The sequence below is a fragment of the Enterobacter sp. R-1.6.2 genome, assembly GCF_035064085.1.
Lineage (GTDB): Bacteria > Pseudomonadota > Gammaproteobacteria > Enterobacterales > Enterobacteriaceae > Enterobacter > Enterobacter asburiae_B.
The window spans coordinates 30,415-52,750 of sequence record NZ_JASEYI010000010.1 but is presented as its reverse complement, the minus strand read 5'-3'; the positions used below and the strand labels follow the sequence as shown (position 1 = coordinate 52,750).

Below are 22,336 nucleotides of genomic sequence, written 5' to 3'. Positions count from 1 at the left end.
CTCAGGAAGAGCGGAGTCACATGATGATTGAGTTTCCGGTTGTACTGGTTATTAACTGCGGATCGTCCTCTGTTAAGTTTTCGGTGCTCGACGCCAGCAGCTGCGATGCCCTGATGACGGGCATTGCAGACGGGATCAACACCGAGAAGGCCTTTATTTCCGTGAACGGGGGTGAGCCAGCCAGACTGGCTCACCAGGACTACGAAGGGGCGCTGGCTGCCATCGCCCTGGAGCTGGAGAAGCGTAACCTGATGAGCAGCGTGGCCTTAATTGGCCACCGCATTGCGCATGGGGGAAATCTCTTCAGCGAGTCGACCCTGATCACGGAAGAGGCGATCGCGCAGATTCGCCAGGTCTCCCCGCTGGCGCCGCTGCATAACTACGCCAACCTGAGCGGCGTGGAAGCGGCAGAGCGCCTGTTCCCGGGCGTGCAGCAGGTCGCGGTATTTGATACCAGCTTCCACCAGACGCTGCCGCCGCAGGCGTATCTGTACGGATTGCCGTACCGCTATTTTGAAGAGCTGGGCGTGCGCCGCTACGGCTTCCACGGCACCTCTCACCGCTACGTGGCCGCGCAGGCGCATACGCTTCTCGGGCTGTCCCCCGACGACAGCGGCCTGGTGATTGCCCATCTCGGCAACGGGGCGTCCATCTGCGCGGTGCGCAACGGCGAAAGCGTTGATACCTCGATGGGGATGACGCCGCTGGAAGGGCTGGTGATGGGGACGCGCTGCGGCGATGTGGACTTCGGCGCGATGGCGTGGATTGCCCAGCAGACCGGCCAGTCGTTTGAGGATCTGGAGCGCGTGGTCAATAAAGAGTCCGGGCTGCTGGGGATCTCCGGTATCTCCTCCGATTTACGCGCGCTGGAGAAAGCCTGGCACGAAGGCAACGAGCGGGCGCAGCTGGCAATACACACCTTTGTTCACCGCATTGCGCGACATATTGCCGGCCACGCGGCGTCGCTGCACCGCCTGGATGGGGTGGTCTTTACCGGCGGCATTGGCGAAAACTCGAAGCTTGTCCGCACGCTGGTGGCGGAACATCTGAAAGTCTTCGGCATCATCCTCGACGACGCCAAAAATGCCCTGCCGGGGAGCGCGGGTGAGCGCGTGATCTCCACCGAATCGTCCCGCGTGGCCTGCGCGGTTATCCCTACCAACGAAGAAAAAATGATCGCGCTGGACGCCCTCCGTCTTGGAAAGGTTACCCCGGCCGCGGCTTACGCCTGATAAAGCGAGAATCACATGAAAGTAACAATCGATACGGGCGTCGCGCCCTACAGCGACGCATGGGCCGGGTTTCGCGGTGAAGAATGGAAAAACGCCGTCAACGTCCGCGATTTTATTCAGCATAACTACACCCCTTATGAAGGCGATGAAGCTTTCCTCGCGCAGGCGACGCCAGCAACGACGGCGCTGTGGCAGAAGGTAATGGTCGGCATTCGCCAGGAGAACGCCACCCACGCCCCGGTGGATTTTGATACCAACATCGCCACCACCATTACGGCCCACGGGCCGGGCTATATCGACCAGGATCTGGAGACGATCGTCGGCCTGCAAACCGATAAACCGCTCAAGCGCGCGCTGCATCCTTATGGCGGGATCAACATGATCCGCAGCTCGTTCGAAGCCTATGGCCGGGAGATGGATCCGCAGTTCGAATACCTGTTTACCGACCTGCGCAAAACCCACAACCAGGGCGTGTTTGACGTCTATTCGCCGGAGATGATGCGCTGCCGTAAATCCGGCGTGCTGACCGGCTTGCCGGACGGCTACGGGCGCGGACGCATTATCGGCGACTATCGCCGCGTGGCGCTGTACGGGATCGCTTATCTGGTGCGCGAGCGCGAACTACAGTTTGCCGATCTGCAGGGCAGGCTGGAACGCGGTGAAGATCTGGAGGCGACGATCCGCCTGCGTGAAGAGCTGGCGGAGCACAGGCGCGCGCTGCTGCAGATCCAGCAGATGGCGGCGAACTATGGCTTTGATATTTCACGTCCGGCGATGAACGCCCAGGAAGCGGTGCAGTGGGTCTATTTTGCCTATCTTGCAGCGGTGAAATCCCAGAACGGCGGGGCGATGTCGCTGGGGCGCACGGCCTCGTTCCTCGATATCTACATTGAACGCGACATGCAGGCAGGAAGGCTGAATGAAGTCCAGGCGCAGGAGCTGATTGACCACTTCATCATGAAGATCCGCATGGTGCGCTTCCTGCGCACGCCGGAGTTCGACACGCTCTTCTCCGGCGATCCAATCTGGGCGACGGAAGTGATCGGCGGCATGGGGCTGGACGGGCGCACGCTGGTGACCAAAAACAGCTTCCGCTATCTGCATACCCTGCACACAATGGGGCCTGCGCCGGAGCCGAACCTGACGATCCTCTGGTCAGAACAACTGCCGATCGCGTTCAAGAAATACGCCGCGCAGGTGTCGATCGTCACCTCTTCGCTGCAGTATGAGAACGACGATCTGATGCGTGCGGACTTCAACAGCGACGACTACGCCATTGCCTGCTGCGTCAGCCCGATGGTGATCGGCAAGCAGATGCAGTTCTTTGGCGCGCGCGCCAACCTCGCCAAAACGCTGCTGTACGCGATCAACGGCGGGGTGGACGAGAAGCTGAAGATCCAGGTCGGCCCGAAAACCGAGCCGCTGCTGGACGACGTGCTGGATTACGACACCGTGATGGCGAGCCTCGATCACTTTATGGACTGGCTGGCGGTGCAGTACATCAGCGCCCTGAACCTCATTCACTACATGCATGATAAGTACAGCTACGAAGCCTCGCTGATGGCGCTGCACGACCGGGACGTCTATCGCACCATGGCCTGCGGCATTGCCGGGCTGTCGGTAGCCGCGGATTCCCTGTCGGCCATTAAATACGCCACGGTGAAGCCGGTGCGTGACCATACCGGGCTGGCGGTCGATTTCGTGATTGAAGGAGACTATCCGCAGTACGGCAATAATGACGACCGCGTGGACAGCATCGCCTGCGACCTGGTGGAGCGCTTTATGAAGAAAATTCAGGCGCTGCCAACCTACCGCAACGCGGTGCCAACCCAGTCGATCCTGACCATCACCTCCAACGTGGTATACGGCCAGAAGACCGGGAACACGCCGGACGGACGCCGCGGCGGCACGCCGTTTGCCCCAGGCGCGAACCCGATGCACGGCCGCGACAGAAAAGGGGCCGTGGCCTCGCTAACGTCGGTGGCCAAGCTGCCGTTCACCTACGCGAAAGACGGGATCTCCTACACCTTCTCCATCGTGCCGCAGGCGCTGGGCAAGGACGAGCTGGTGCGCAAAACCAACCTGGTGGGGCTGCTGGACGGGTACTTCCATCACGAAGCGTCCATTGAGGGCGGGCAGCATCTGAACGTCAACGTCATGAACCGGGAAATGCTCCTCGATGCCATCGCGCATCCCGAGAATTACCCGAACCTGACGATCCGCGTTTCAGGCTATGCGGTGCGTTTTAACGCCCTGACGCGCGAGCAGCAGCAGGATGTGATTTCGAGGACGTTTACGCAATCTATCTGACGACATTCAGGTCTCATGCCCCCTCACCCTGGGGGTATTTTTTTGCCCGCTAAACATACAAAATTGTTTATATAATTACTCACACATATTCATCCGCTCTTGAAAAACAATACGCCTGCTTTTCCCTATCACAGCATGTAAGGACAGTAAGATGATGAAAATGACCCGTATTGCGCTGGTCGCCGCCTCGCTGGCAGCGTGCAGTTTTACGGCACAGGCCGCGAACGTTGAGGCTGCCCCGTCTCCCTCGCAGGATCCGCTGGTACAGCACCTGAAGCTCAGCAATGAGCAGGTTAAAAAGATTGAAGATCTGCATAAGCAGCTGGAACAAAATGTCAGCAAGATCCCGATGACGGGGGTGAAGGACGGCGCGCTGATCGACATGTTCCAGGCGGGTAAATGGGACGAAAGCACGGTGAAAAGCCAGCTTGCCGCCTTTAGCAAAATTGAAGAGCAGACCCGCTATTACCGCGTGAAATATTACTTCGACGTCAGCCAGGTGTTGACGCCGGAACAGCGTAAGCAGATTAGAACCGATATGGCTAACGCGCTGGCAGAGTGATTTCTTACGGCGCCGGATGATTCTGCCGTGGCTCGATCGGTTCCCTCTCCCATTGGGAGAGGGTTAGGGTGAGAGCATTCTCTAAACCGGCAAATCAATCAGCAGCGCGCGCAGCGGCGTATCCGCCACCAGGGTGATATTCGCTTCATCACGAATAAACGCCCCGTCGCCGCAGGTGAGCGCTTCTTTCTCTTCCGTGTGCGTCACCGCATGTACCGTACCGTGAATAGACTGCAAATAGGCGCGCGGACCATGAAGCTGGAAGCTCACCTGTTCACCTTTCTTCAGTTCGATATGGTGCAGCCACACCTGCTGGCGCAGCTGCAGGCTACCTTTACTGCCGTCCGGCGATGCAATCAGCTGCTGCTTATCGCCCGTTAAATCTAACTTCTGTACCAGCGGATTTTCCCGCTCGGGGCAGGCGTCCAGCCACAGCTGCATACGGGTCAGCGTTTTGTCTTTGCTGAGGTTATGCTCGCTGTAGCTGATGCCCGGCTGCGTGGAAATTAACAACGCTTCGCCAGCCTTTGCCTGGACATGATTGCCCTCGCTATCGCGGTATTCTGCCTCGCCTTCCAGGATCAGGTTCAGGATATCGACTTTCGGGTACGTACGCGGCTGGAAGGAGGCGCCCGGGGCGAGCACTTCCTGGTTTAACACGCGCAGTGAAGCGTAACCGAGGAGTTTAGGGTCAAAGTAGTGTCCAAAGGAAAAGGTGTAGCGGGCCTGCAGCCAACCGAAATCGGCTTGTCCGCACTGTTTAGCTGTTCTTGTCGTAATCATAAACTTGACCTCTCTTTACACTAAAACAATGGTAAAGGTATGGACGCTGCATTGTTAGCCAGATATTCTGCCCGGTATGTTCAAATTTCCTGAATGAGAACGAGATGGCTAAAGAGAGAGCATTGACGCTTGAGGCGCTTCGCGTCATGGACGCGATTGACCGGCGCGGCAGTTTTGCGGCGGCGGCAGATGAGCTGGGGCGCGTTCCGTCTGCGCTAAGCTACACCATGCAGAAGCTGGAAGAAGAGCTGGACGTGGTGCTGTTTGACCGCTCCGGTCATCGAACAAAATTCACCAACGTGGGGCGAATGCTGCTGGAGCGCGGCCGCGTGCTGCTGGAAGCGGCGGACAAGCTCACGACGGACGCCGAAGCGCTGGCGCGCGGCTGGGAAACCCATCTGACGTTAGTTACCGAAGCGCTGGTGCCGACAGAAGCGCTGTTCCCGCTGGTGGACCGCCTGGCGGCGAAGGCCAATACGCAGCTGTCAATCATCACCGAGGTGCTGGCAGGCGCGTGGGAACGTCTTGAAACGGGCAGGGCGGATATTGTGATTGCGCCGGACATGCACTTCCGTTCCTCATCGGAAATCAACTCGCGCAAGCTCTACAGCGTGATGAACGTCTATGTTGCCGCACCTAATCACCCGATTCACCAGGAGCCGGAGCCGCTCTCTGAAGTGACGCGCGTGAAGTATCGCGGCGTGGCGGTAGCGGATACCGCGCGCGAGCGTCCGGTGCTGACGGTGCAGCTGCTGGATAAACAGCCTCGTCTGACGGTTACCTCTCTGGAAGACAAACGTCAGGCGCTGCTGGCCGGTCTGGGCGTGGCGACCATGCCGTACCCGTTTGTCGAAAAGGACATTGCTGAAGGGCGGCTGCGCGTAGTCAGCCCGGAATATAGCCACGAGGTTGATATCATTATGGCGTGGCGCCGTGACAGCATGGGCGAAGCCAAATCATGGTGTTTACGCGAAATTCCGAAGCTTTTCACGCAATACAATAAATAAAATCGTAATTTGTAGGCCCGGTAAGCGAAGCGCCACCGGGCTTTTTTTATGCGCCGATCTTAGGATCCGGACCAAAGCGGTTTTCGCCCGGCGTCCCGCTCTGGCAGTTGAAGATCAAAATCACGATCCAGCCAATAATCGGGATCAGCAGCAGCAATAACCACCACGCTGAACGATCGGTGTCGTGCAGTCGACGGAACAGCACCGCCCACGATGGCAGCAGGACTAACAGGCCATAAATGGTGGTCAGCACGCCTTCACCGCCAGCCCGCTCCCAGCCAAGAATTTTATCCACAATACCCAGCACCATAATGAGAATGAAGTTCACCAGAACGAACATCCAGTACTCTTTGCGGCGGGCACGGCCACCAAATCCAATGTAGTTACGCAGTACTTTTAAATACCAGTCCATTTTCCTTGCCTCATTAGTCAGTCAATCACTTGTTTTCTAAGCGATCGAGGTAAGGATAGATGGAGATTGTGAATTAAAAAAGGGCATCTGGTGATGCCCTTCGTATTTATCCAAATCGGACGTCGCGCCCGTGAGGTTCATCCAGATCCTGCCACGGCCCAATGGAGGTAATGCCCGTCGGGTTGATGGTTTTGTGGCTGCGGAAATAGTGGGTGCGGATATGGTCGAAATCGACCGTGTCGGCAATACCCGGCATCTGGTAGATGTCACGCAGGAAACCATGCAGGTTCAGGTAATCGCTGATGCGGTGCTTGTCGCACTTAAAGTGGGTGACATAGACCGGATCGAAGCGAACCAGCGTGGTCCACAGGCGGATGTCCGCTTCCGTCAGGCGATCGCCCGTCAGGTAGCGATGCTGGCCCAGGATCTGCTCGAGACGCTCCAGCGATTCAAACACCTTTCCAACCGCTTCGTCATACGCTTCCTGGCTGGTGGCGAAACCGGCCTTGTAGACGCCGTTGTTGACGTTGTCGTAAATCCAGCTGTTCAGCTCGTCAATTTTCTCTCGCAGCTCAGCCGGATAATAATCTCCGGCACGGGCGCCGTGCGCGTCAAAGGCGGTATTGAACATGCGGATGATTTCCGCAGACTCATTGCTGACAATCGTCTGGTTTTTCTTGTCCCACAGCACCGGTACGGTAACGCGCCCGGTGTAGTGAGGATCGGCGCGAAGATAGAGCTGGTAAAGGAAATCGTGGTGGTAGAGATCGTCGCCGGTCGCCGCGGGGAAATCACTGTCAAATGTCCAGCCGTTTTCCAGCATCAGCGGGTTCACGACCGAAACCGGAATTAAGGATTCGAGACCTTTAAGCTTGCGCACAATCAGCGTGCGGTGTGCCCACGGGCAGGCAAGCGAAACATAAAGATGATAACGGTCTTTCTCAGCCGCGAAGCCGCCTTCGCCGCTCGGGCCTGGCGCGCCGTCGGCGGTCAGCCAGTTACGGAAGGCCGAAACTGAGCGCTTGAAGCGACCTCCGGTGGATTTGGTGTCATACCAGACATCCTGCCATACGCCGTCTACGAGTTGTCCCATTTTTTCTCCTCCGTCAGATAGCAAAAGCGAGGAGATGTCTCCTCGCTTTGTGTTCATTCAGTATAGCGTGCTTACCACTTCTTATTCAGAACGCGGTCGATGCTGTATGCGCCCGGACCAGTGACGGCCAGCAGCAGGAAGCCACCCGCGATGGTCAGGTTTTTCATGAACATCAGAGAGTTCACGCCTTCCGCAAAGTTGCTGTGGAAGATGAACGCCGTCAGCACGGTGAAGCCTGCGGTAAACAGCGCGGTAGTACGGGTCAGGAAGCCGAACAGTACCGCCAGGCCGCCGCCGAACTCAAGAAGAATGGTCAGCGGCAGCAGGAAGCCCGGAACGCCCATGGCTTCCATATACTGCTGGGTACCCGCATAACCGGTGATTTTTCCCCAACCTGCCACGATGAACAGAATTGGCATCAGAATACGCGGGACCAGTACACCAACATCTTCTAATTTTTTCATTTTACTCTCCAGGAAACCACATGAGCGGCTGAACATTATTTGTCTGCAATTCCGGGTAGATACCGCGGCGTTGCTGTCGATGGAGAGGATAATAAACGGGGCGGGTGGTAATTGTTAGCAAGGAAAACTGTCAATCTTCTTCAAAGATATTGAGTAAGGGAACGTGTGCGCTGGTGCCATCACCCCAACCCTTTCCCACGGGGAGAGGGCGCAAAGACAAAAAACGGTAACCTGAGTTACCGTTTTGCTTTTATCACCGCAGCTGCTGCTGCCGCAACGTTGCTTTCACCAGACGCCAGGCGCTCCAGGCGCCGAATCCACGACGAGCCCAGCGGATCAGCATGTTTGGATGACGAACCGTCCAGATCGCCATCACGCTGCTGCCGACCAGCGCCCACGAACGCAGGCTCAGGACGGTATTCCAGCCCCGGTCAAACCGTCGCGTCGCGTCGATCCAGTCGCGACGACTGGCAGACAGATCCAGCCGTTGCTGCTGGATCTGGCTTAACAGGTACGCTTTTCGCTTTTGACGTTCGGCTTTATCGCTCACGGCTAGTCATCCTCCAGCAGAGCGCGATCGTTCGCCAGCTCCTGACGCGTATGGCGCAGGAAAGTGGACTTTCGCGCTTTACGCAGCGTCCAGATACCGCCTATCAACGCGGCGACCAGCAGAACGACGGTGGTGGCAATCATCGCGTTAAGACGATACTGCGGATCGATGGCCCAGATGATTAACACCATCAGGCTCATCAGACCAAACGCGGCGAAGAGCATGGTCAGCCCGAGCATCAGCAGCATCTGGAAGAGGTTCGCTTTCTCCTCTTCCAGCTCGACCACTGCGAGCCGGACGCGCGTTTCGGCAATCCCGACCAGCGTCGTTAAAATACGCTGGCCGATGCCGAGGACGTTGTTAGCAGGCCCTTGTGCGTGACGAGGATCTTCCATATCAACGGCGCGTCAGAAGGACACCCAGTACCACACCCACTGCGGCACCAATCCCTACACCCGTCCATGGATTATCACGCACATATTCGTCCGCGCGGGCAGCCGCTTCGCGGGTCTGTTTCGCCAGCGCATCACCGGTTTCACCCAGGCGATAGCGGCTCTCTTTCAGCGCCTGCTCCGCCTTGCTGCGCAGCTTGCTGACCTCTTCTTTTGACTTGTCAGCAGAGGAGTTCAGCACCTCTTCAAGGGTATCGGCCAGGGATTTCAGTTCAGCGCGCAGATGTTCAGACGTCGTATCTTTTGACATGATTCTCTCTCCTGTTGAGATTTCCGTTAACTCAATAATCGCGAGCTTCCAGCGCTTTCAGGTCGTCCTGCGCTTCTTTCAACTTCTTCTCGCGCTTAGCAATTTTTTCCGCATCTCCTTTCTCTTTCGCTTCCTGCAGGTCGCGACGGCGCTCGGCTATCTCGTCCTTCTGTTCAGCGATTTTCTTCTTGTGATCGGCACGAAGCTTGCTGTCTGAACAGTTCGCTTTCACTTCGCTCAGCGCTTTTTTAAGACCATCAACACGGTGCTGATTGTTATGCTTTTGGGCATAACCGATCTCACGCTGAATATCCTGTTCTTTCTCCTGACAGAGAGAGTTTGCGAAGGATGCTGTGCTTAAAGAAAAAAGGGCCAGAGCCAGAGTCATGCGGAATTTCATTATCGAAACCTTCCATTGTGTTGCGGCGTTAGCCGCTATCCAAAGTTATGCGGAGTACATCGAGGGGTGCTCCGCGTACTTAAGCATAGTAAGTAAACGGGGGATTCACCAAAGTGAGTGAAAAGATTCGGAATCCTGGAAGTTATCCAAACCGATGCGACGTATCGCGAATCAATGACAGCCAGGCTGCAGGCTGGCTGTCATCTTCCTGCTGGGCAATGATATACCCGTGCGGCAGCGTACGGTCGAGAACCACTTTCGCGGCGGCACTTTGCGCACGGGAATCAAACTTGATCAGTAAAACATCGTCCTGCGGGGTAATGCTTTTAAAGCGGATCCCATTCGCGTCCAGATGATGCCAGACAGAAAAACCGTCAGGCACGCTGGCGCCCTGGTTTACCGGGCGAATAGCCAGCGTCGATTCCTGATGCGAAAGCGCGCTCCATGCCAGCAGCATGGCGCTGAGGACGATCAGCGTAATCACGGCAACGGCAAATCGGCGCAGGGCGAGCGGTGAGATAGCCATCGTTAGCCTCTGGCTCCGTATTTCTTCTTCCACAGGACAACCAGTGAGCCAATCAGGCCGAAGACCAGCAGAACCACAGGCAGCAGCATCAGGCAGGACATCAGCTGATCTTCATATTTCATAAAGACCGGCGTTTTACCCAGCGCATAGCCGAGCGTCGTCAGAATAAGCACCCATAGCAGGCCGCTCATCCAGTTAAAGAACTGGAAGCGCGTGCTGCTTAACCCCGACAGACCGGCAATGGTCGGCAGCAGGGTGCGAACAAAGGCGATAAAGCGGCCAATCAACAGCGCGGAAAGCCCGTGCTTGTGGAAAAGGTGGTGCGCCCGCTGGTGATAATGCGCGGGAAGATGAGAAAGCCAGTTCTGGACGATCCGGGTATTGCCCAGCCATCGTCCCTGGATATAACTCACCCAGCAGCCGAGGCTGGCCGCAACGGTCAGTAATAAAATGGTGTGTGGAAACGCCATCGCCCCTTTGGCACACAGCACGCCGACAAGCACCAGCAAACTGTCACCGGGCAGGAAGGCAGCAGGCAGCAAACCGTTCTCAAGGAACAGGATCATAAACAAGACGAAATAGAGCATGCCAATCATGGAAGGGTTGGCCAGCGTTTCAAAATCCTGCGCCCAGAGGGCATGCAGTAGTTGGGTCAAAAGTTCCATTCAGTGTTCCTGGAAATCGGTTAACGTCACGCCTGTTATCCGGGACAAACAGCACGGCGACATTGTTGTGATTTCATTATGGTCGCTCGCGGACACATTGCGGTGTGGCCAACACTGTTCCCTGTTAATTGGCTGGTTAGCAAGCACTAACTTACAAAATAAGGAATTGAATCCAATTGTAACAAAGCCCAACGTTCTGCGTCACAGAATTTGCAGGGGTGAGTTGATTTTGGCGTAAGCCCAGGAAGTGAGCGAGGGGATTTACAAAGGCTGACACTATATATGTTTTGCTTACTCCTGTAAGCCGGAAGGCGCGACGTAGCGCCTGCCAGCAGAAAGGTCATCATTTTGCGGCACTGGAAGCCGTATCGAGATGAACAACCGGATTATCGGCAAAAAGATAGCGGTCAGCGTTAAATTCGAAGTCATCGCTGGTTTCGTTGAACAGCATCTGCTTGGTGTTTTCCAGGTGCTGCCACATCGCCAGCTTAGCGGCATGCGGATCTTTACGAATCAGCGCTTTAAGGATTTGGTCGTGATCGTCGCACCAGTTGTCGACGGTACGGGAATCGATATGGTCGTGCAGTTTTTTCCAGTACGGGTTGTGAACGCGCTGAGTCCACATTTTTTCAACGATTGCCGCCAGCGCCGTATTTTGGGTTGCCAGGGCGACCTGAACGTGGAACTGCAGATCCCACTCTGAATCGCGGAAACATTTTTCCTTACGGGCATTCTCCTGGATCTCCATCAGCTTCATGATGTCCTGCTTGGTCACCTGCGTCGCCGCAAACTCAGCAATATTGCTTTCGATCAGCTGGCGAGCCTGGAGCAGCTCAAACGGGCCATAGCTGGCGAATTCCAGACTTTCGTCCGCGACGGGAGAGTGTTTTGGCAGATTAGAAATCACGTGAATGCCGGAGCCTTTGCGTACCTCAACGTAGCCTTCCACTTCCAGCATGATAATCGCTTCACGCACCACCGTGCGGCTCACGCTTTTTTCATCCGCGATAAAGCGCTCGGCGGGAAGTTTATCACCGACAAGATAGACGCCTTGCTCGATGCGATCTTTCAGCTCCGCAGCAAGTTGTTGATACAAACGACGTGGTTCGGTGATTTCCATATGCGCTCCAGGCAGGGTACGGCAGATGATTTGTTATACCACTTTTGCGTGCCACTCTCCAGATTTTGCCATTAAAAAAGCCGCTACTGAGCGGCCTTTAAATGCCCGGCGGCGCTTCGCTTGCACGGGCCTACGGGTTTTGTAGGCCGGGTAAGCGTAGCGCCACCCGGCGGAAAAATGGTTGCTAACTCTGCGTAGCCGGTTTGCCGAGGGACTCTTTCGCCAGCTCCTCTGCCGATTTGCTTTTCAGCACCGTCCAGATAACCACCGCACCCATCAGGTCGAAGATCGCCAGCACCGCGAACAGCGGGCTGAAGCCGATGGTATCCGCCAGCGCGCCGACCACCAGTGCAAACATGGTGCTCGCGGTCCAGGCGGCCATGCCGGTCAGGCCATTGGCGGTTGCCACTTCGTTACGACCAAAGACGTCAGACGAGAGCGTAATCAGCGCGCCGGACAGGGACTGGTGCGCAAAGCCACCGATGCACAGCAGGGCAATGGCGACGTACGGGCTGGTGAACAGGCCGATCATCCCCGGGCCAATCATCAGCAGCGCGCCCATGGTCACCACCATCTTACGGGAAACGATCAGGTTCACGCCAAACCAGCGCTGGAACAGCGGTGGCAGGTAGCCGCCCACGATACAGCCCAGGTCAGCGAACAGCATTGGCATCCAGGCGAACATCGCGATCTCTTTCAGGTTAAAGCCGTAGACTTTAAACATGAACAGGGGGATCCACGCGTTAAAGGTACCCCAGGCCGGTTCAGCCAGGAAACGCGGCAGGGCGATACCCCAAAACTGACGGGTGCCCAGGATCTGCCAGACGGTCATTTTTTTGCCGTTGTTGGTCTGATGCTGCGCTTCCTGACCGCCAATAATGTATTCACGTTCTTCTTCAGACAGTTTTTTCTGATCGCGCGGGTGTTTGTAGAAAACCAACCACGCCATCGCCCAGGCAAAGCTCAGCACGCCAGAGATGATGAACGCCATCTGCCAGCTGTGCATCACGATCGCCCACACCACCAGCGGCGGCGCTATCATCGCCCCGATGGACGAGCCCACGTTAAAGTAGCCGACGGCAATGGAACGCTCTTTCGCCGGGAACCACTCGGAGCTGGCCTTCAGACCCGCCGGGATCATCGCGGCTTCAGCCGCACCGACCGCACCGCGCGCCAGCGCCAGTCCACCCCAGCTGCCTGCCAGCGCGGTTGCGCCGCAGAACACCGCCCAGGCGATGGCGAAGAAGGCATAACCGATTTTTGTACCGAGAATATCCAGCACATAGCCCGCAACAGGCTGCATGATGGTATACGCCGCGGAATAGGCGGCAATGATGTAGGAGTATTGCTGCGTGGAGATATGCAGCTCTTCCATCAACGTTGGCGCTGCTGCTGCCACGGTGTTACGCGTCAGGTAGCCCAGCACGGTGCCTAACGTCACCAGTGCGATCATATACCAACGTAACCCTTTAATTTTACGCATCTAAAACCTCATCGTTATGTTATTTCCGCGCCAGAGCACGGCAACCTCTCAACCGTTTCCGGGAGCAGTTGTGTAACGGGAGGGGCGTAACCAGGAGCATGTCCCGGAACGGCCCGAACCTTGCCATAAGTAAGCGTGCATAAGTCGGTATCCGTACCGTTAAACCCGATGTCTCTCACACCGGTAATGCATTCCGTCGGCTTATAGTTTGCGACGGCGAAAAGATAACTTGTCATACAGCTTTAAAAGGTGAGTGACATCACAAATGTATGATTCTTTGTGGGGACATTAATCGTCGCGCGCAAAGCCAGTATTGGCGGGGGTTGCAGAAGGGTTTACTTCATTGAGGGTAATTTATTTGTTGGCGTTTATTGATCTCACTCACGAAAAAAGCTTCGGTTGGTGGAAATTGGTGTGATAACTTTGCAGCATATGAACATACGCTTTCTGCGCTCCCGTAATGAGGAAGACGATAATGACGCCGTTTATGACCGAAGACTTTCTGTTAGATACCGAATTTGCTCGCCGCCTGTACCACGACTACGCAAAAGACCAGCCGATTTTCGACTACCACTGCCATTTACCGCCGCAGCAGGTTGCCGAAAATTATCGCTTCAAAAACCTGTATGACATCTGGCTGAAGGGTGACCACTACAAATGGCGTGCCATGCGCACCAACGGCGTGGCTGAGCGTCTGTGTACCGGCGATGCGACCGACCGCGAGAAGTTTGATGCCTGGGCGGCAACCGTTCCGCACACCATCGGCAACCCGCTTTACCACTGGACCCATCTTGAACTCCGCCGTCCGTTTGGCATCACCGGTAAGTTGCTTTCCCCAACGACCGCGGATGAAATCTGGGATCGCTGCAACGCGCTGCTGGCGCAGGATAACTTCTCCGCGCGCGGCATCATGAAGCAGATGAACGTGAAGATGGTGGGCACCACCGACGATCCGATCGACTCCCTGGAGCATCATGCCGTTGTCGCGAAAGACACCTCTTTTGATATCAAAGTGCTGCCAAGCTGGCGCCCGGACAAAGCCTTCAACATTGAGCAGGCCACCTTCACCGACTACATGGCGAAGCTGGCGGAAGTGTCGGATACCGATATCCGTCGTTTCGCTGACCTGCAAACCGCGCTGACCAAACGTCTGGATCACTTCGCGGCGCACGGCTGTAAAGTGTCTGACCACGCGCTGGACGTAGTGCTGTTTGCGGAATCAAACGAAGCCGAGCTGGACAGCATTCTGGCGCGTCGTCTCTCTGGTGAAGGCTTAAGCGAACACGAAGTGGCGCAGTTTAAAACGGCGGTGCTGGTGTTCCTCGGTGCGGAATACGCGCGTCGCGGCTGGGTACAGCAGTACCATATCGGCGCGCTGCGCAATAACAACCAGCGCCAGTTCAAACTGCTCGGTGCTGACGTGGGCTTCGACTCCATCAACGATCGTCCGCTGGCGGAAGAGCTGTCAAAACTGCTGAGCAAACAGAACGAACAAAACCTGCTGCCTAAAACCATCCTGTACTGCCTGAACCCGCGCGATAACGAAGTGCTGGGTACCATGGTCGGCAACTTCCAGGGCGAAGGGATGCCGGGCAAGATGCAGTTCGGTTCCGGCTGGTGGTTTAACGATCAGAAAGATGGCATGGAGCGTCAGATGACGCAGCTCGCGCAGCTGGGCCTGCTGAGCCGCTTTGTCGGCATGCTGACCGACAGCCGCAGCTTCCTGTCCTATACCCGTCATGAATATTTCCGACGCATTCTGTGCCAGATGATTGGCCGCTGGGTACACGCGGGCGAAGCGCCAGCGGATATCCAGCTGCTGGGCGAAATGGTGTGAAACATCTGCTTTAACAATGCGCGTGACTACTTCGCCATTGAACTGAACTAAGGCCGTTTGAGGTTGATATGCAATACATCAAAATCCATTCGCTGGATAACGTGGCCGTCGCGCTGACGGATCTCGCTGAAGGCGACGTGGTGACCGTTGATAACCAGAGCGTCACCCTGCGTCAGGCGATCGTCCGTGGACACAAGTTTGCCCTGATCCCCATTGCGAAAGGGGAGAACGTGGTGAAGTACGGTTTGCCCATCGGCCATGCGCTGGCGGATATTGCGCCGGGTGAATACATTCACTCACACAATACCCGCACCAATCTGAGCGATCTGGACGAGTACAGCTATCAACCTGATTTACCCGCGGAAGAGCGTCAGGCGGCGGATCGTGAGGTGCAGATCTACCGTCGCGCCAACGGCGACGTGGGGATCCGCAACGAGCTGTGGATCCTCCCGACCGTCGGCTGCGTCAATGGAATTGCGCGCCAGATCCAGACGCGCTTCCTGAAAGAGACCAACAACGCCGAAGGGACTGACGGCGTGCATCTGTTCAGCCACACCTACGGCTGTTCCCAGCTCGGTGACGACCACATTAACACCCGCACCATGCTGCAAAACATGGTGCGTCATCCGAACGCGGGCGCGGTGCTGGTGATTGGCCTGGGCTGCGAGAACAATCAGGTGGACGCCTTCCGCGACACGCTGGGCGAGTTCGATCCTGAGCGCGTGCATTTTATGGTGTGCCAGCATCAGGACGACGAAGTGGAAGCGGGCGTTGAACAGCTTCACCAGCTTTATGAGGTGATGCGCCACGACAGGCGCGAGCCGGGCAAGCTGAGCGAGCTCAAGTTTGGGCTGGAGTGCGGCGGGTCAGATGGCCTTTCCGGCATTACCGCTAACCCGATGCTGGGCCGCTTCTCGGATTACGTGATTGCCAACGGCGGCACGACGGTGTTGACCGAAGTGCCGGAAATGTTCGGCGCGGAGCGTATTCTGATGAGCCACTGCCGTGACGAAGAGACCTTTGAGAAGACCGTCACCATGGTGAACGACTTCAAACAGTACTTCATCGCCCACAATCAACCGATTTACGAGAACCCGTCGCCGGGCAACAAAGCGGGCGGGATCACCACGCTGGAAGAGAAATCCCTCGGCTGCACCCAGAAAGCGGGCGCGAGCCAGGTGGTTGACGTGCTGCGCTACGGCGAGCGCCTGAAAACCCACGGTCTGAACCTGCTGAGCGCACCGGGCAACGATGCGGTCGCCACCAGCGCGCTGGCGGGTGCCGGCTGTCATATGGTGCTGTTCAGTACCGGTCGCGGCACGCCTTACGGCGGTTTTGTGCCGACGGTGAAAATCGCCACCAACAGCGAGCTGGCGGCAAAGAAAAAGCACTGGATCGACTTTGATGCGGGCCAGCTGATTCACGGCAAAGCGATGCTGCAGCTGCTGACGGAGTTCGTGGATACTATCGTGGAATTTGCTAACGGCAGGCAGACCTGTAACGAGAAGAACGACTTCCGCGAGCTGGCGATCTTTAAGAGTGGTGTGACGCTTTAATCGGTGCGGGCTGATGCCCTCACCCTGACCCTCTCCCACGGGGAGAGGGGACAAACACTAAAAACGGCAACCTCAGGGTTGCCGTTTTGCTGTTAGCCTCGCAGTGCGTTCTTCGCTAAACGCGCGTCTTCCGCCTGACAGGCCGCTGCGGTAAACAGCACGTCGGTAGAGGAGTTCAGCGCGGTTTCGCAGGAGTCCTGCAGCACGCCGATGATAAAGCCGACGGCCACAACCTGCATCGCAATCTCGTTCGGGATGCCGAACATATTACACGCCAGCGGGATCAGCAGCAGCGAACCGCCCGCTACGCCGGATGCGCCACAGGCACACAGTGACGCCACCACGCTCAGCAGCAATGCAGTTGGCAGATCCACCGGAATGCCCAGCGTATGCACCGCCGCCAGGGTCAGAACGGTAATGGTGATTGCCGCGCCCGCCATGTTCACGGTTGCGCCCAGTGGGATCGACACGGAGTAGGTATCGCGGTCCAGGTTCAGCTTCTCCGCCAGCGCCATGTTAACCGGAATGTTCGCCGCAGAGCTGCGGGTGAAGAAGGCATACACGCCGCTTTCGCGCAGGCAGGTCAGCACCAGCGGATACGGGTTGCGGCGGATCTGCCAGAACACCAGCAGTGGGTTGATCACCAGCGCCACCAGCAGCATACAGCCGACCAGCACAACCAGCAGCTGCGCGTAGCCCCACAGCGCGTCGAAACCGGTGGTTGCAAGCGTAGAGGAGACCAGCCCGAAAATACCGATTGGCGCAAAGCGAATCACCAGCTTCACCATAAAGGTCACGGCGTTGGACAGATCGTTGACCAGGTTTTTCGTGGTGTCGTTACCGTGACGCAGCGCGAAGCCCAGACCAATCGCCCAGACCAGGATGCCAATGTAGTTTCCGCTCATCAGCGCGGTGATGGGGTTAGAAACCATGCTCATCAGCAGTCCGCGAAGCACTTCGACAATGCCGGATGGCGGCGTGATGTCACCGGCCGCGCTGGTCAGGTGCAGCGTGGACGGGAACAGGAAGCTAAACACCACGGCCGTTAAGGCAGCCGAGAAGGTTCCCAGCAGATACAGGAACAGAATGGGGCGAATGTTGGTTTTTTGTCCGTGCTGGTGGTTGGCAATTGACGCCATGACCAGCATCAGAACCAGTACCGGTGCCACGGCCTTCAGTGCGCCAACGAAAAGGGTCCCGAGCAGCCCCGTAGCCTCCGCAGCAGGTTTTGACACCATCGCCAGCAGAATACCCAGCACCAGCCCGACCAGAATTTGTTTAACGAGGCTGCCCTGCGCCAGGCGCGCGAACAGTCCGCTTGATTGTGTGCTCATACGTATTTCCTGAGTGAAATTGCGTTCCATCCCGGATGTGCTCTTAGTCACATTTATGTCCGGATGTAAGTAAATGTTTGCCTGGTCGAGTATAGGGAATGCGCGAAAGGAAGAAAGCGTAAAATGCTGGATTTTACGTGTTGCATCATATTTTTTAACTGCTGCGTTACAAAAGTGTGTTCACCCTCTCCCTGTGGGAGAGGGCCGGGGTGAGGGGGATTACTCCACCTGCTGCTTCTTATCGTGCTGGCGGTTAACCCAGGTATTGATAATCAGCGTCACGATCAGAATGCCAAACACCACGCCGAGCGAAATGGCGATCGGGATATGGTAGAAATCGACGATCAACATCTTGATACCGATAAACACCAGGATCACCGACAGACCGTACTTCAGCATCGAGAAGCGCTCCGCCGCGCCCGCCAGCAGGAAGTACATCGCACGCAGGCCGAGAATGGCGAACAGGTTAGACGTCAGGACGATGAACGGGTCGGTGGTCACCGCGAAGATCGCCGGAATGCTGTCCACCGCGAAAATCACGTCGCTCAGCTCAACCAGAATCAGTACCAGCAGCAGCGGGGTGGCAAACAGCAGGCCGTTCTTGCGCACGAAGAAGTGCTCACTCTCGATCTTGTCGGTCATGCGAAGATGCCCACGGATCCACTTCACCAGCGGGCGATCGCCAATCGCGGAGCCGTCTTCTTTCGCCAGCGCCATTTTGACCCCGGTGAACAGCAGGAACGCGCCGAAGACGTACAGCAGCCATTCGAACTGGGTAATCAGCCAGCTGCCGGCGAAGATCATGATGGTACGCAGGATAATCGCGCCCAGCACGCCGTACACCAGCACGCGTCGCTGCAGGGCAGCAGGCACGGCAAAGTAGCTGAACAGCATCAGCCAGACGAAGACGTTATCAACTGCCAGGGCTTTTTCAATCAGATAACCGGTGAGGAAGGCGAGCGCCTGAGGGTCGGCCACCGCGCGGCCTTCGGTCGAGGCCAGGTACCACCAGAAGGCGGCACAAAACAGCAGGGAGAGGGTGACCCACACCAGAGACCAGGCCGCAGCCTGTTTCATGCTCATGCCGTGCGCGCCGCGACGGCCCTGCAAAAAGAGGTCGATCGCCAGCATGATGAGCACGACAACCGCGAATCCGCCCCACAACATTGGAGTGCCGACAGAATGCATACTATTTTCCTTACACATAAAAAACAAAAACGGCTATGGTCAGAAGACGATAGCCGTTAGCTTTTTATGCATAGACCTCGCCTTCCGGCAAGGTCTCACTTACAACCACGAAGGTTGCCCGGCGACCGGATGCGTGTTTAACGCATCGTAATGACGATCCACCGGCGAAGAAGTTACTCCCCTTTGCAGGTAACAAAATATGTCAGACCATCGGTTTCGTCAATGGTTTGCGCCGTTTCATTACACAGCTTTACGCGATCGCTTCCGCGCTCACGCCGTCTGCCGGGAATACCACGCCGGTCTGGCGACGGATCTCCGTTTGCAGCTTCGCCGTGGTGCGGCTCACCGCGAGGCCGGGGTGATTCACTTCGTTGTCTTCCACCAGACGGGCGAAGACCTCTGCCTCATAGAGCATAGTGTTAATATGCTGAGGCTGCGTCAGCTCCTGCGCTTTGCCGCCGCGCGGCACAAAGCTCACTTTCTGGCACTCGGAGATCTTCTCGATAACCAGCGAGCCCGCTTCGCCCTGAATTTCGCTCGGCAGCACGGAATCGCTCACCTTGGAGTGCTGCAGCGTGACGCTGAAATCACCGTAATCCAGCACCGCTACACCGTGCGCATCCACGCCGCTCTCCAGCAGGCTGGCTTGCGCACTGACGCCGTGCGGTTCGCCCCACAGGGCCACGGCAGAGGCCAGGCAGTAGAAACCGATATCCATAATCGAGCCGTTCGAAAACGCCGGGTTAAAGGTGTTCGGGTTCTCGCCGTCCAGATAGCGCTGATAGCGCGACGAGTACTGGCAGTAGTTGATAAAGGCTTTACGCACTTTGCCAATTTTCGGCAGGGACTGCTGCAGCAGCAGGAAATTCGGCAGGCTGGCGGTTTTGAACGCTTCGAACAGCACCACCTGGTTTTCGCGGGCAAGCGCAATGGCCGCTTCCACTTCCTCAATATTTGACGCCAGCGGCTTCTCGCAAATCACATGCTTTTTATGGCTGAGGAACAGCTTCGTTTGCGGGAAGTGCAGGGAGTTCGGGCTGGCGATATACACCGCGTCAATGGCGTCGCTTTGCGCCATGTCATCAAGCGAAGTGAAGAGATGCTCAACGAGGTAATCGTTGGCAAAACTCTGCGCCTGCTCAAGGCTGCGGGAATAGACTGCGGTAAGCTTAAGTTTGCCGGTTTCGTGTGCGGCGTCGACGAACTGGCGCGTGATCCAGTTCGTACCAATGACTGCGAAACGTATCATAAACGTTTACGTACTCCGTAGCGGGGAACCTTTAGCCACTGTAGCACGTCATCATGACAATTCGCGTGCGCTATTCCGCATTACCATTTAACGATAAATGCGTAAGCCATAGTCGGGTATCAAACTCCAGCTGGTGGTACTGCGGCTCCATGTGGCAGCACAGGGAATAGAACGCTTTGTCGTGCTCTTTCTCCTTCAGGTGCGCCAGCTCGTGGACCACGATCATCCGCAGAAAGGCTTCCGGCGCGTTACGGAAAACCGTCGCGACGCGGATTTCGGCCTTCGCTTTCAGCTTGCCGCCCTGTACGCGGGAGATGGCGGTGTGCAGGCCGAGCGCGTTTTTCAGCACGTGGATCTTGTTGTCGTACATCACCTTGTTGATCGGCGGCGCGCTCTTCAGATAGCGGCTTTTCAGATCCTGCGTATACTGCCAGAGGGCCTTATCGGTCGCGAAATCGTGCGTGCCGGGATAGCGTTTTTCCAGCACCGCGCCGAGCTTCTGCTCGGCAATCAGGCTGCGAACCTGAGTCAGTAAATGCTCCGGATAGCCCTGGAGATAAGTAAGTTGGTTCATCAACGCCCCAAATCGACAATAAAACGGGTATACTCACGCACCCTTTTCAGGGATACGCCAAATTTTACCATTCAGGAGGGCCGATGAGCCACTTAGACAACGGTTTGCGTTCACTCAACCTTAAACGTTTCCCGGAAACGGACGACGTTAACCCGCTCATGGCGTGGGAAGCGGCGGATGAATATCTGCTGCAGCAGTTGGATGAGACTGAAATCCGCGGCCCGGTTTTGATCCTGAATGACGCCTTTGGCGCGCTGGGCTGCGCCCTGGCGGAGCACACGCCATACAGCATCGGCGATTCCTACCTGAGCGAGCTGGCGACGCGTGAAAACCTGCGCCATAACGACATCGAAGAATCCAGCGTGAAATTCCTCGACAGCACCGCGGACTACCCGCAGGCGCCGGGCGTGGTGCTGATCAAAGTGCCAAAAACCATGGCGCTGCTGGAGCAACAGCTGCGTGCGCTGCGTAAGGTCGTGACGCCGGAAACGCGCATTATCGCGGGCGCTAAAGCGCGCGATATTCACACCTCGACGCTCGAGCTGTTCGAAAAAGTCCTCGGCCCGACCACCACGACGCTGGCCTGGAAAAAAGCGCGCCTGATCAACTGCACCTTCAGCGCGCCGGAGCTGGCCGACGCGCCGGAGACGCTGAGCTGGAAGCTGGAAGGCACCGACTGGACCATCCACAACCATGCGAACGTCTTCTCCCGCACCGGGCTGGATATCGGGGCGCGTTTCTTTATGGAACATCTGCCGGAAAATCTGGAAGGTGAGATTGTCGATCTGGGCTGTGGTAACGGCGTGATTGGCCTGACGCTGCTGGCGAAGAACCCGGACGCCAGCGTGGTGTTCAGCGACGAGTCGCCGATGGCGGTGGCCTCCAGCCGTCTGAACGTGGAAACCAACATGCCGGAAGCGCTGGACCGCTGCGAGTTTATGATCAACAACGCGCTGTCCGGCGTAGAGCCGTTCCGCTTTAACGCCGTGTTCTGCAACCCGCCGTTCCACCAGAAGCACGCCCTGACGGATAACGTCGCGTGGGAGATGTTCCACCACGCGCGCCGCTGCCTGAAAATCAACGGCGAGCTGTACATCGTGGCGAACCGCCACCTGGACTATTTCCACAAGCTGAAGAAGATTTTCGGCAACTGCGTCACCGTTGCGACGAACAACAAGTTCGTGGTGCTGAAGGCGGTGAAGCTGGGACGTCGTCGGTAAGACTGTTATGTGCGGCCTGATGCCCTCACCCCGGCCCTCTCCCACAGGGAGAGGGAGCAAACGCTAAAA

The 22,336-nt window shown here is 56.9% G+C and carries 23 protein-coding genes; 7 read left to right on the top strand and 16 right to left on the bottom strand.

Annotated elements, in window-relative coordinates; genetic code table 11:
- The first annotated feature begins 23 nt into the window (after positions 1 to 23).
- The 3 genes from tdcD to QMN93_RS12505 all read left to right on the top strand — a co-directional run bounded on the left by tdcD (position 24) and on the right by QMN93_RS12505 (position 4,104).
- Positions 24 to 1,232 carry a propionate kinase gene (tdcD, locus tag QMN93_RS12515; RefSeq protein WP_048974687.1) on the top strand — a complete coding sequence of 403 codons (1,209 nt, stop codon included), beginning with the start codon at positions 24 to 26 and terminating at the stop codon, positions 1,230 to 1,232.
- A 15-nt stretch (positions 1,233 to 1,247) separates the two neighbouring features.
- Entirely contained in the window at positions 1,248 to 3,542 is a 2,295-nt protein-coding gene (gene pflB, locus QMN93_RS12510; RefSeq protein ID WP_023309297.1) for a formate C-acetyltransferase, read from the top strand.
- A 151-nt stretch (positions 3,543 to 3,693) separates the two neighbouring features.
- A complete protein-coding gene (locus tag QMN93_RS12505; protein ID WP_033146727.1) occupies positions 3,694 to 4,104 on the top strand; it encodes a Spy/CpxP family protein refolding chaperone in 411 nt (136 codons plus the stop codon).
- Positions 4,105 to 4,185: 81 nt separating this feature from the next.
- On the opposite strand, the gene QMN93_RS12500 is transcribed toward QMN93_RS12505, so the two are convergent.
- A complete protein-coding gene (locus QMN93_RS12500) occupies positions 4,186 to 4,887 on the bottom strand; it encodes a pirin family protein (RefSeq protein ID WP_069303335.1) in 702 nt (233 codons plus the stop codon).
- 104 nt (positions 4,888 to 4,991) lie between these two features.
- Between QMN93_RS12500 and QMN93_RS12495 the strand changes: the two genes are divergently transcribed.
- The gene (locus tag QMN93_RS12495; RefSeq protein ID WP_029739659.1) at positions 4,992 to 5,894 is read left to right on the top strand and encodes a LysR family transcriptional regulator; all 903 of its coding nucleotides are present in this window, start codon (positions 4,992 to 4,994) and stop codon (positions 5,892 to 5,894) included.
- A 46-nt stretch (positions 5,895 to 5,940) separates the two neighbouring features.
- Here QMN93_RS12495 and QMN93_RS12490 read toward each other — a convergent pair whose 3' ends face one another.
- The 11 genes from QMN93_RS12490 to QMN93_RS12440 form a co-directional block, all read right to left on the bottom strand.
- Complete coding sequence (locus QMN93_RS12490) at positions 5,941 to 6,306, bottom strand: DUF805 domain-containing protein (protein WP_029739660.1); 366 nt, start codon at positions 6,304 to 6,306, stop codon at positions 5,941 to 5,943.
- Between the two features lie 106 nt (positions 6,307 to 6,412).
- Positions 6,413 to 7,399, bottom strand: coding sequence for a glutathione S-transferase family protein (locus QMN93_RS12485; protein ID WP_193140087.1), 987 nt, complete (start codon positions 7,397 to 7,399; stop codon positions 6,413 to 6,415).
- A gap of 71 nt (positions 7,400 to 7,470) precedes the next feature.
- Positions 7,471 to 7,863 carry a DoxX family protein gene (locus QMN93_RS12480; protein ID WP_193140085.1) on the bottom strand — a complete coding sequence of 131 codons (393 nt, stop codon included), beginning with the start codon at positions 7,861 to 7,863 and terminating at the stop codon, positions 7,471 to 7,473.
- Positions 7,864 to 8,116: 253 nt separating this feature from the next.
- Positions 8,117 to 8,413: a YqjK-like family protein gene (locus QMN93_RS12475; protein WP_033146723.1), complete on the bottom strand. Its 297-nt coding sequence runs from the start codon at positions 8,411 to 8,413 to the stop codon at positions 8,117 to 8,119.
- Positions 8,414 to 8,415: 2 nt separating this feature from the next.
- On the bottom strand, positions 8,416 to 8,808 hold the full coding sequence (locus QMN93_RS12470) for a phage holin family protein (protein ID WP_023333540.1): 393 nt from the start codon (positions 8,806 to 8,808) through the stop codon (positions 8,416 to 8,418).
- 1 nt (position 8,809) lies between these two features.
- Positions 8,810 to 9,115, bottom strand: a complete 306-nt coding sequence (locus QMN93_RS12465; RefSeq protein WP_008503141.1) for a YqjD family protein — start codon at positions 9,113 to 9,115, stop codon at positions 8,810 to 8,812.
- Between the two features lie 31 nt (positions 9,116 to 9,146).
- Positions 9,147 to 9,515, bottom strand: coding sequence for a DUF1090 domain-containing protein (locus QMN93_RS12460; protein ID WP_058841630.1), 369 nt, complete (start codon positions 9,513 to 9,515; stop codon positions 9,147 to 9,149).
- A 142-nt stretch (positions 9,516 to 9,657) separates the two neighbouring features.
- Complete coding sequence (gene mzrA / locus QMN93_RS12455; protein WP_039260467.1) at positions 9,658 to 10,041, bottom strand: EnvZ/OmpR regulon moderator MzrA; 384 nt, start codon at positions 10,039 to 10,041, stop codon at positions 9,658 to 9,660.
- A gap of 2 nt (positions 10,042 to 10,043) precedes the next feature.
- Positions 10,044 to 10,706, bottom strand: coding sequence for a DedA family general envelope maintenance protein YqjA (gene yqjA / locus QMN93_RS12450; RefSeq protein ID WP_024906405.1), 663 nt, complete (start codon positions 10,704 to 10,706; stop codon positions 10,044 to 10,046).
- Positions 10,707 to 11,049: 343 nt separating this feature from the next.
- On the bottom strand, positions 11,050 to 11,826 hold the full coding sequence (exuR, locus tag QMN93_RS12445) for a transcriptional regulator ExuR (RefSeq protein ID WP_023309288.1): 777 nt from the start codon (positions 11,824 to 11,826) through the stop codon (positions 11,050 to 11,052).
- A gap of 184 nt (positions 11,827 to 12,010) precedes the next feature.
- A complete protein-coding gene (locus tag QMN93_RS12440) occupies positions 12,011 to 13,309 on the bottom strand; it encodes an MFS transporter (RefSeq protein WP_023309287.1) in 1,299 nt (432 codons plus the stop codon).
- Positions 13,310 to 13,784: 475 nt separating this feature from the next.
- On the opposite strand from QMN93_RS12440, the gene uxaC reads away from it, so the two are divergent.
- On the top strand, positions 13,785 to 15,146 hold the full coding sequence (uxaC, locus tag QMN93_RS12435; RefSeq protein WP_193140083.1) for a glucuronate isomerase: 1,362 nt from the start codon (positions 13,785 to 13,787) through the stop codon (positions 15,144 to 15,146).
- A gap of 68 nt (positions 15,147 to 15,214) precedes the next feature.
- Complete coding sequence (locus tag QMN93_RS12430; RefSeq protein ID WP_193140081.1) at positions 15,215 to 16,702, top strand: UxaA family hydrolase; 1,488 nt, start codon at positions 15,215 to 15,217, stop codon at positions 16,700 to 16,702.
- Between the two features lie 92 nt (positions 16,703 to 16,794).
- On the opposite strand, the gene sstT is transcribed toward QMN93_RS12430, so the two are convergent.
- The 4 genes from sstT to QMN93_RS12410 form a co-directional block, all read right to left on the bottom strand.
- Complete coding sequence (sstT, locus tag QMN93_RS12425; RefSeq protein WP_087823155.1) at positions 16,795 to 18,036, bottom strand: serine/threonine transporter SstT; 1,242 nt, start codon at positions 18,034 to 18,036, stop codon at positions 16,795 to 16,797.
- Positions 18,037 to 18,255: 219 nt separating this feature from the next.
- Complete coding sequence (locus QMN93_RS12420) at positions 18,256 to 19,224, bottom strand: TerC family protein (RefSeq protein WP_193140079.1); 969 nt, start codon at positions 19,222 to 19,224, stop codon at positions 18,256 to 18,258.
- A gap of 250 nt (positions 19,225 to 19,474) precedes the next feature.
- Positions 19,475 to 20,473, bottom strand: a complete 999-nt coding sequence (locus QMN93_RS12415) for a Gfo/Idh/MocA family protein (protein ID WP_048974668.1) — start codon at positions 20,471 to 20,473, stop codon at positions 19,475 to 19,477.
- Between the two features lie 70 nt (positions 20,474 to 20,543).
- A complete protein-coding gene (locus QMN93_RS12410) occupies positions 20,544 to 21,047 on the bottom strand; it encodes a YgjP-like metallopeptidase domain-containing protein (protein WP_023333531.1) in 504 nt (167 codons plus the stop codon).
- An 83-nt stretch (positions 21,048 to 21,130) separates the two neighbouring features.
- Between QMN93_RS12410 and rlmG the strand changes: the two genes are divergently transcribed.
- Positions 21,131 to 22,267, top strand: coding sequence for a 23S rRNA (guanine(1835)-N(2))-methyltransferase RlmG (gene rlmG / locus QMN93_RS12405; RefSeq protein ID WP_323619688.1), 1,137 nt, complete (start codon positions 21,131 to 21,133; stop codon positions 22,265 to 22,267).
- Positions 22,268 to 22,336 lie beyond the last annotated feature (69 nt).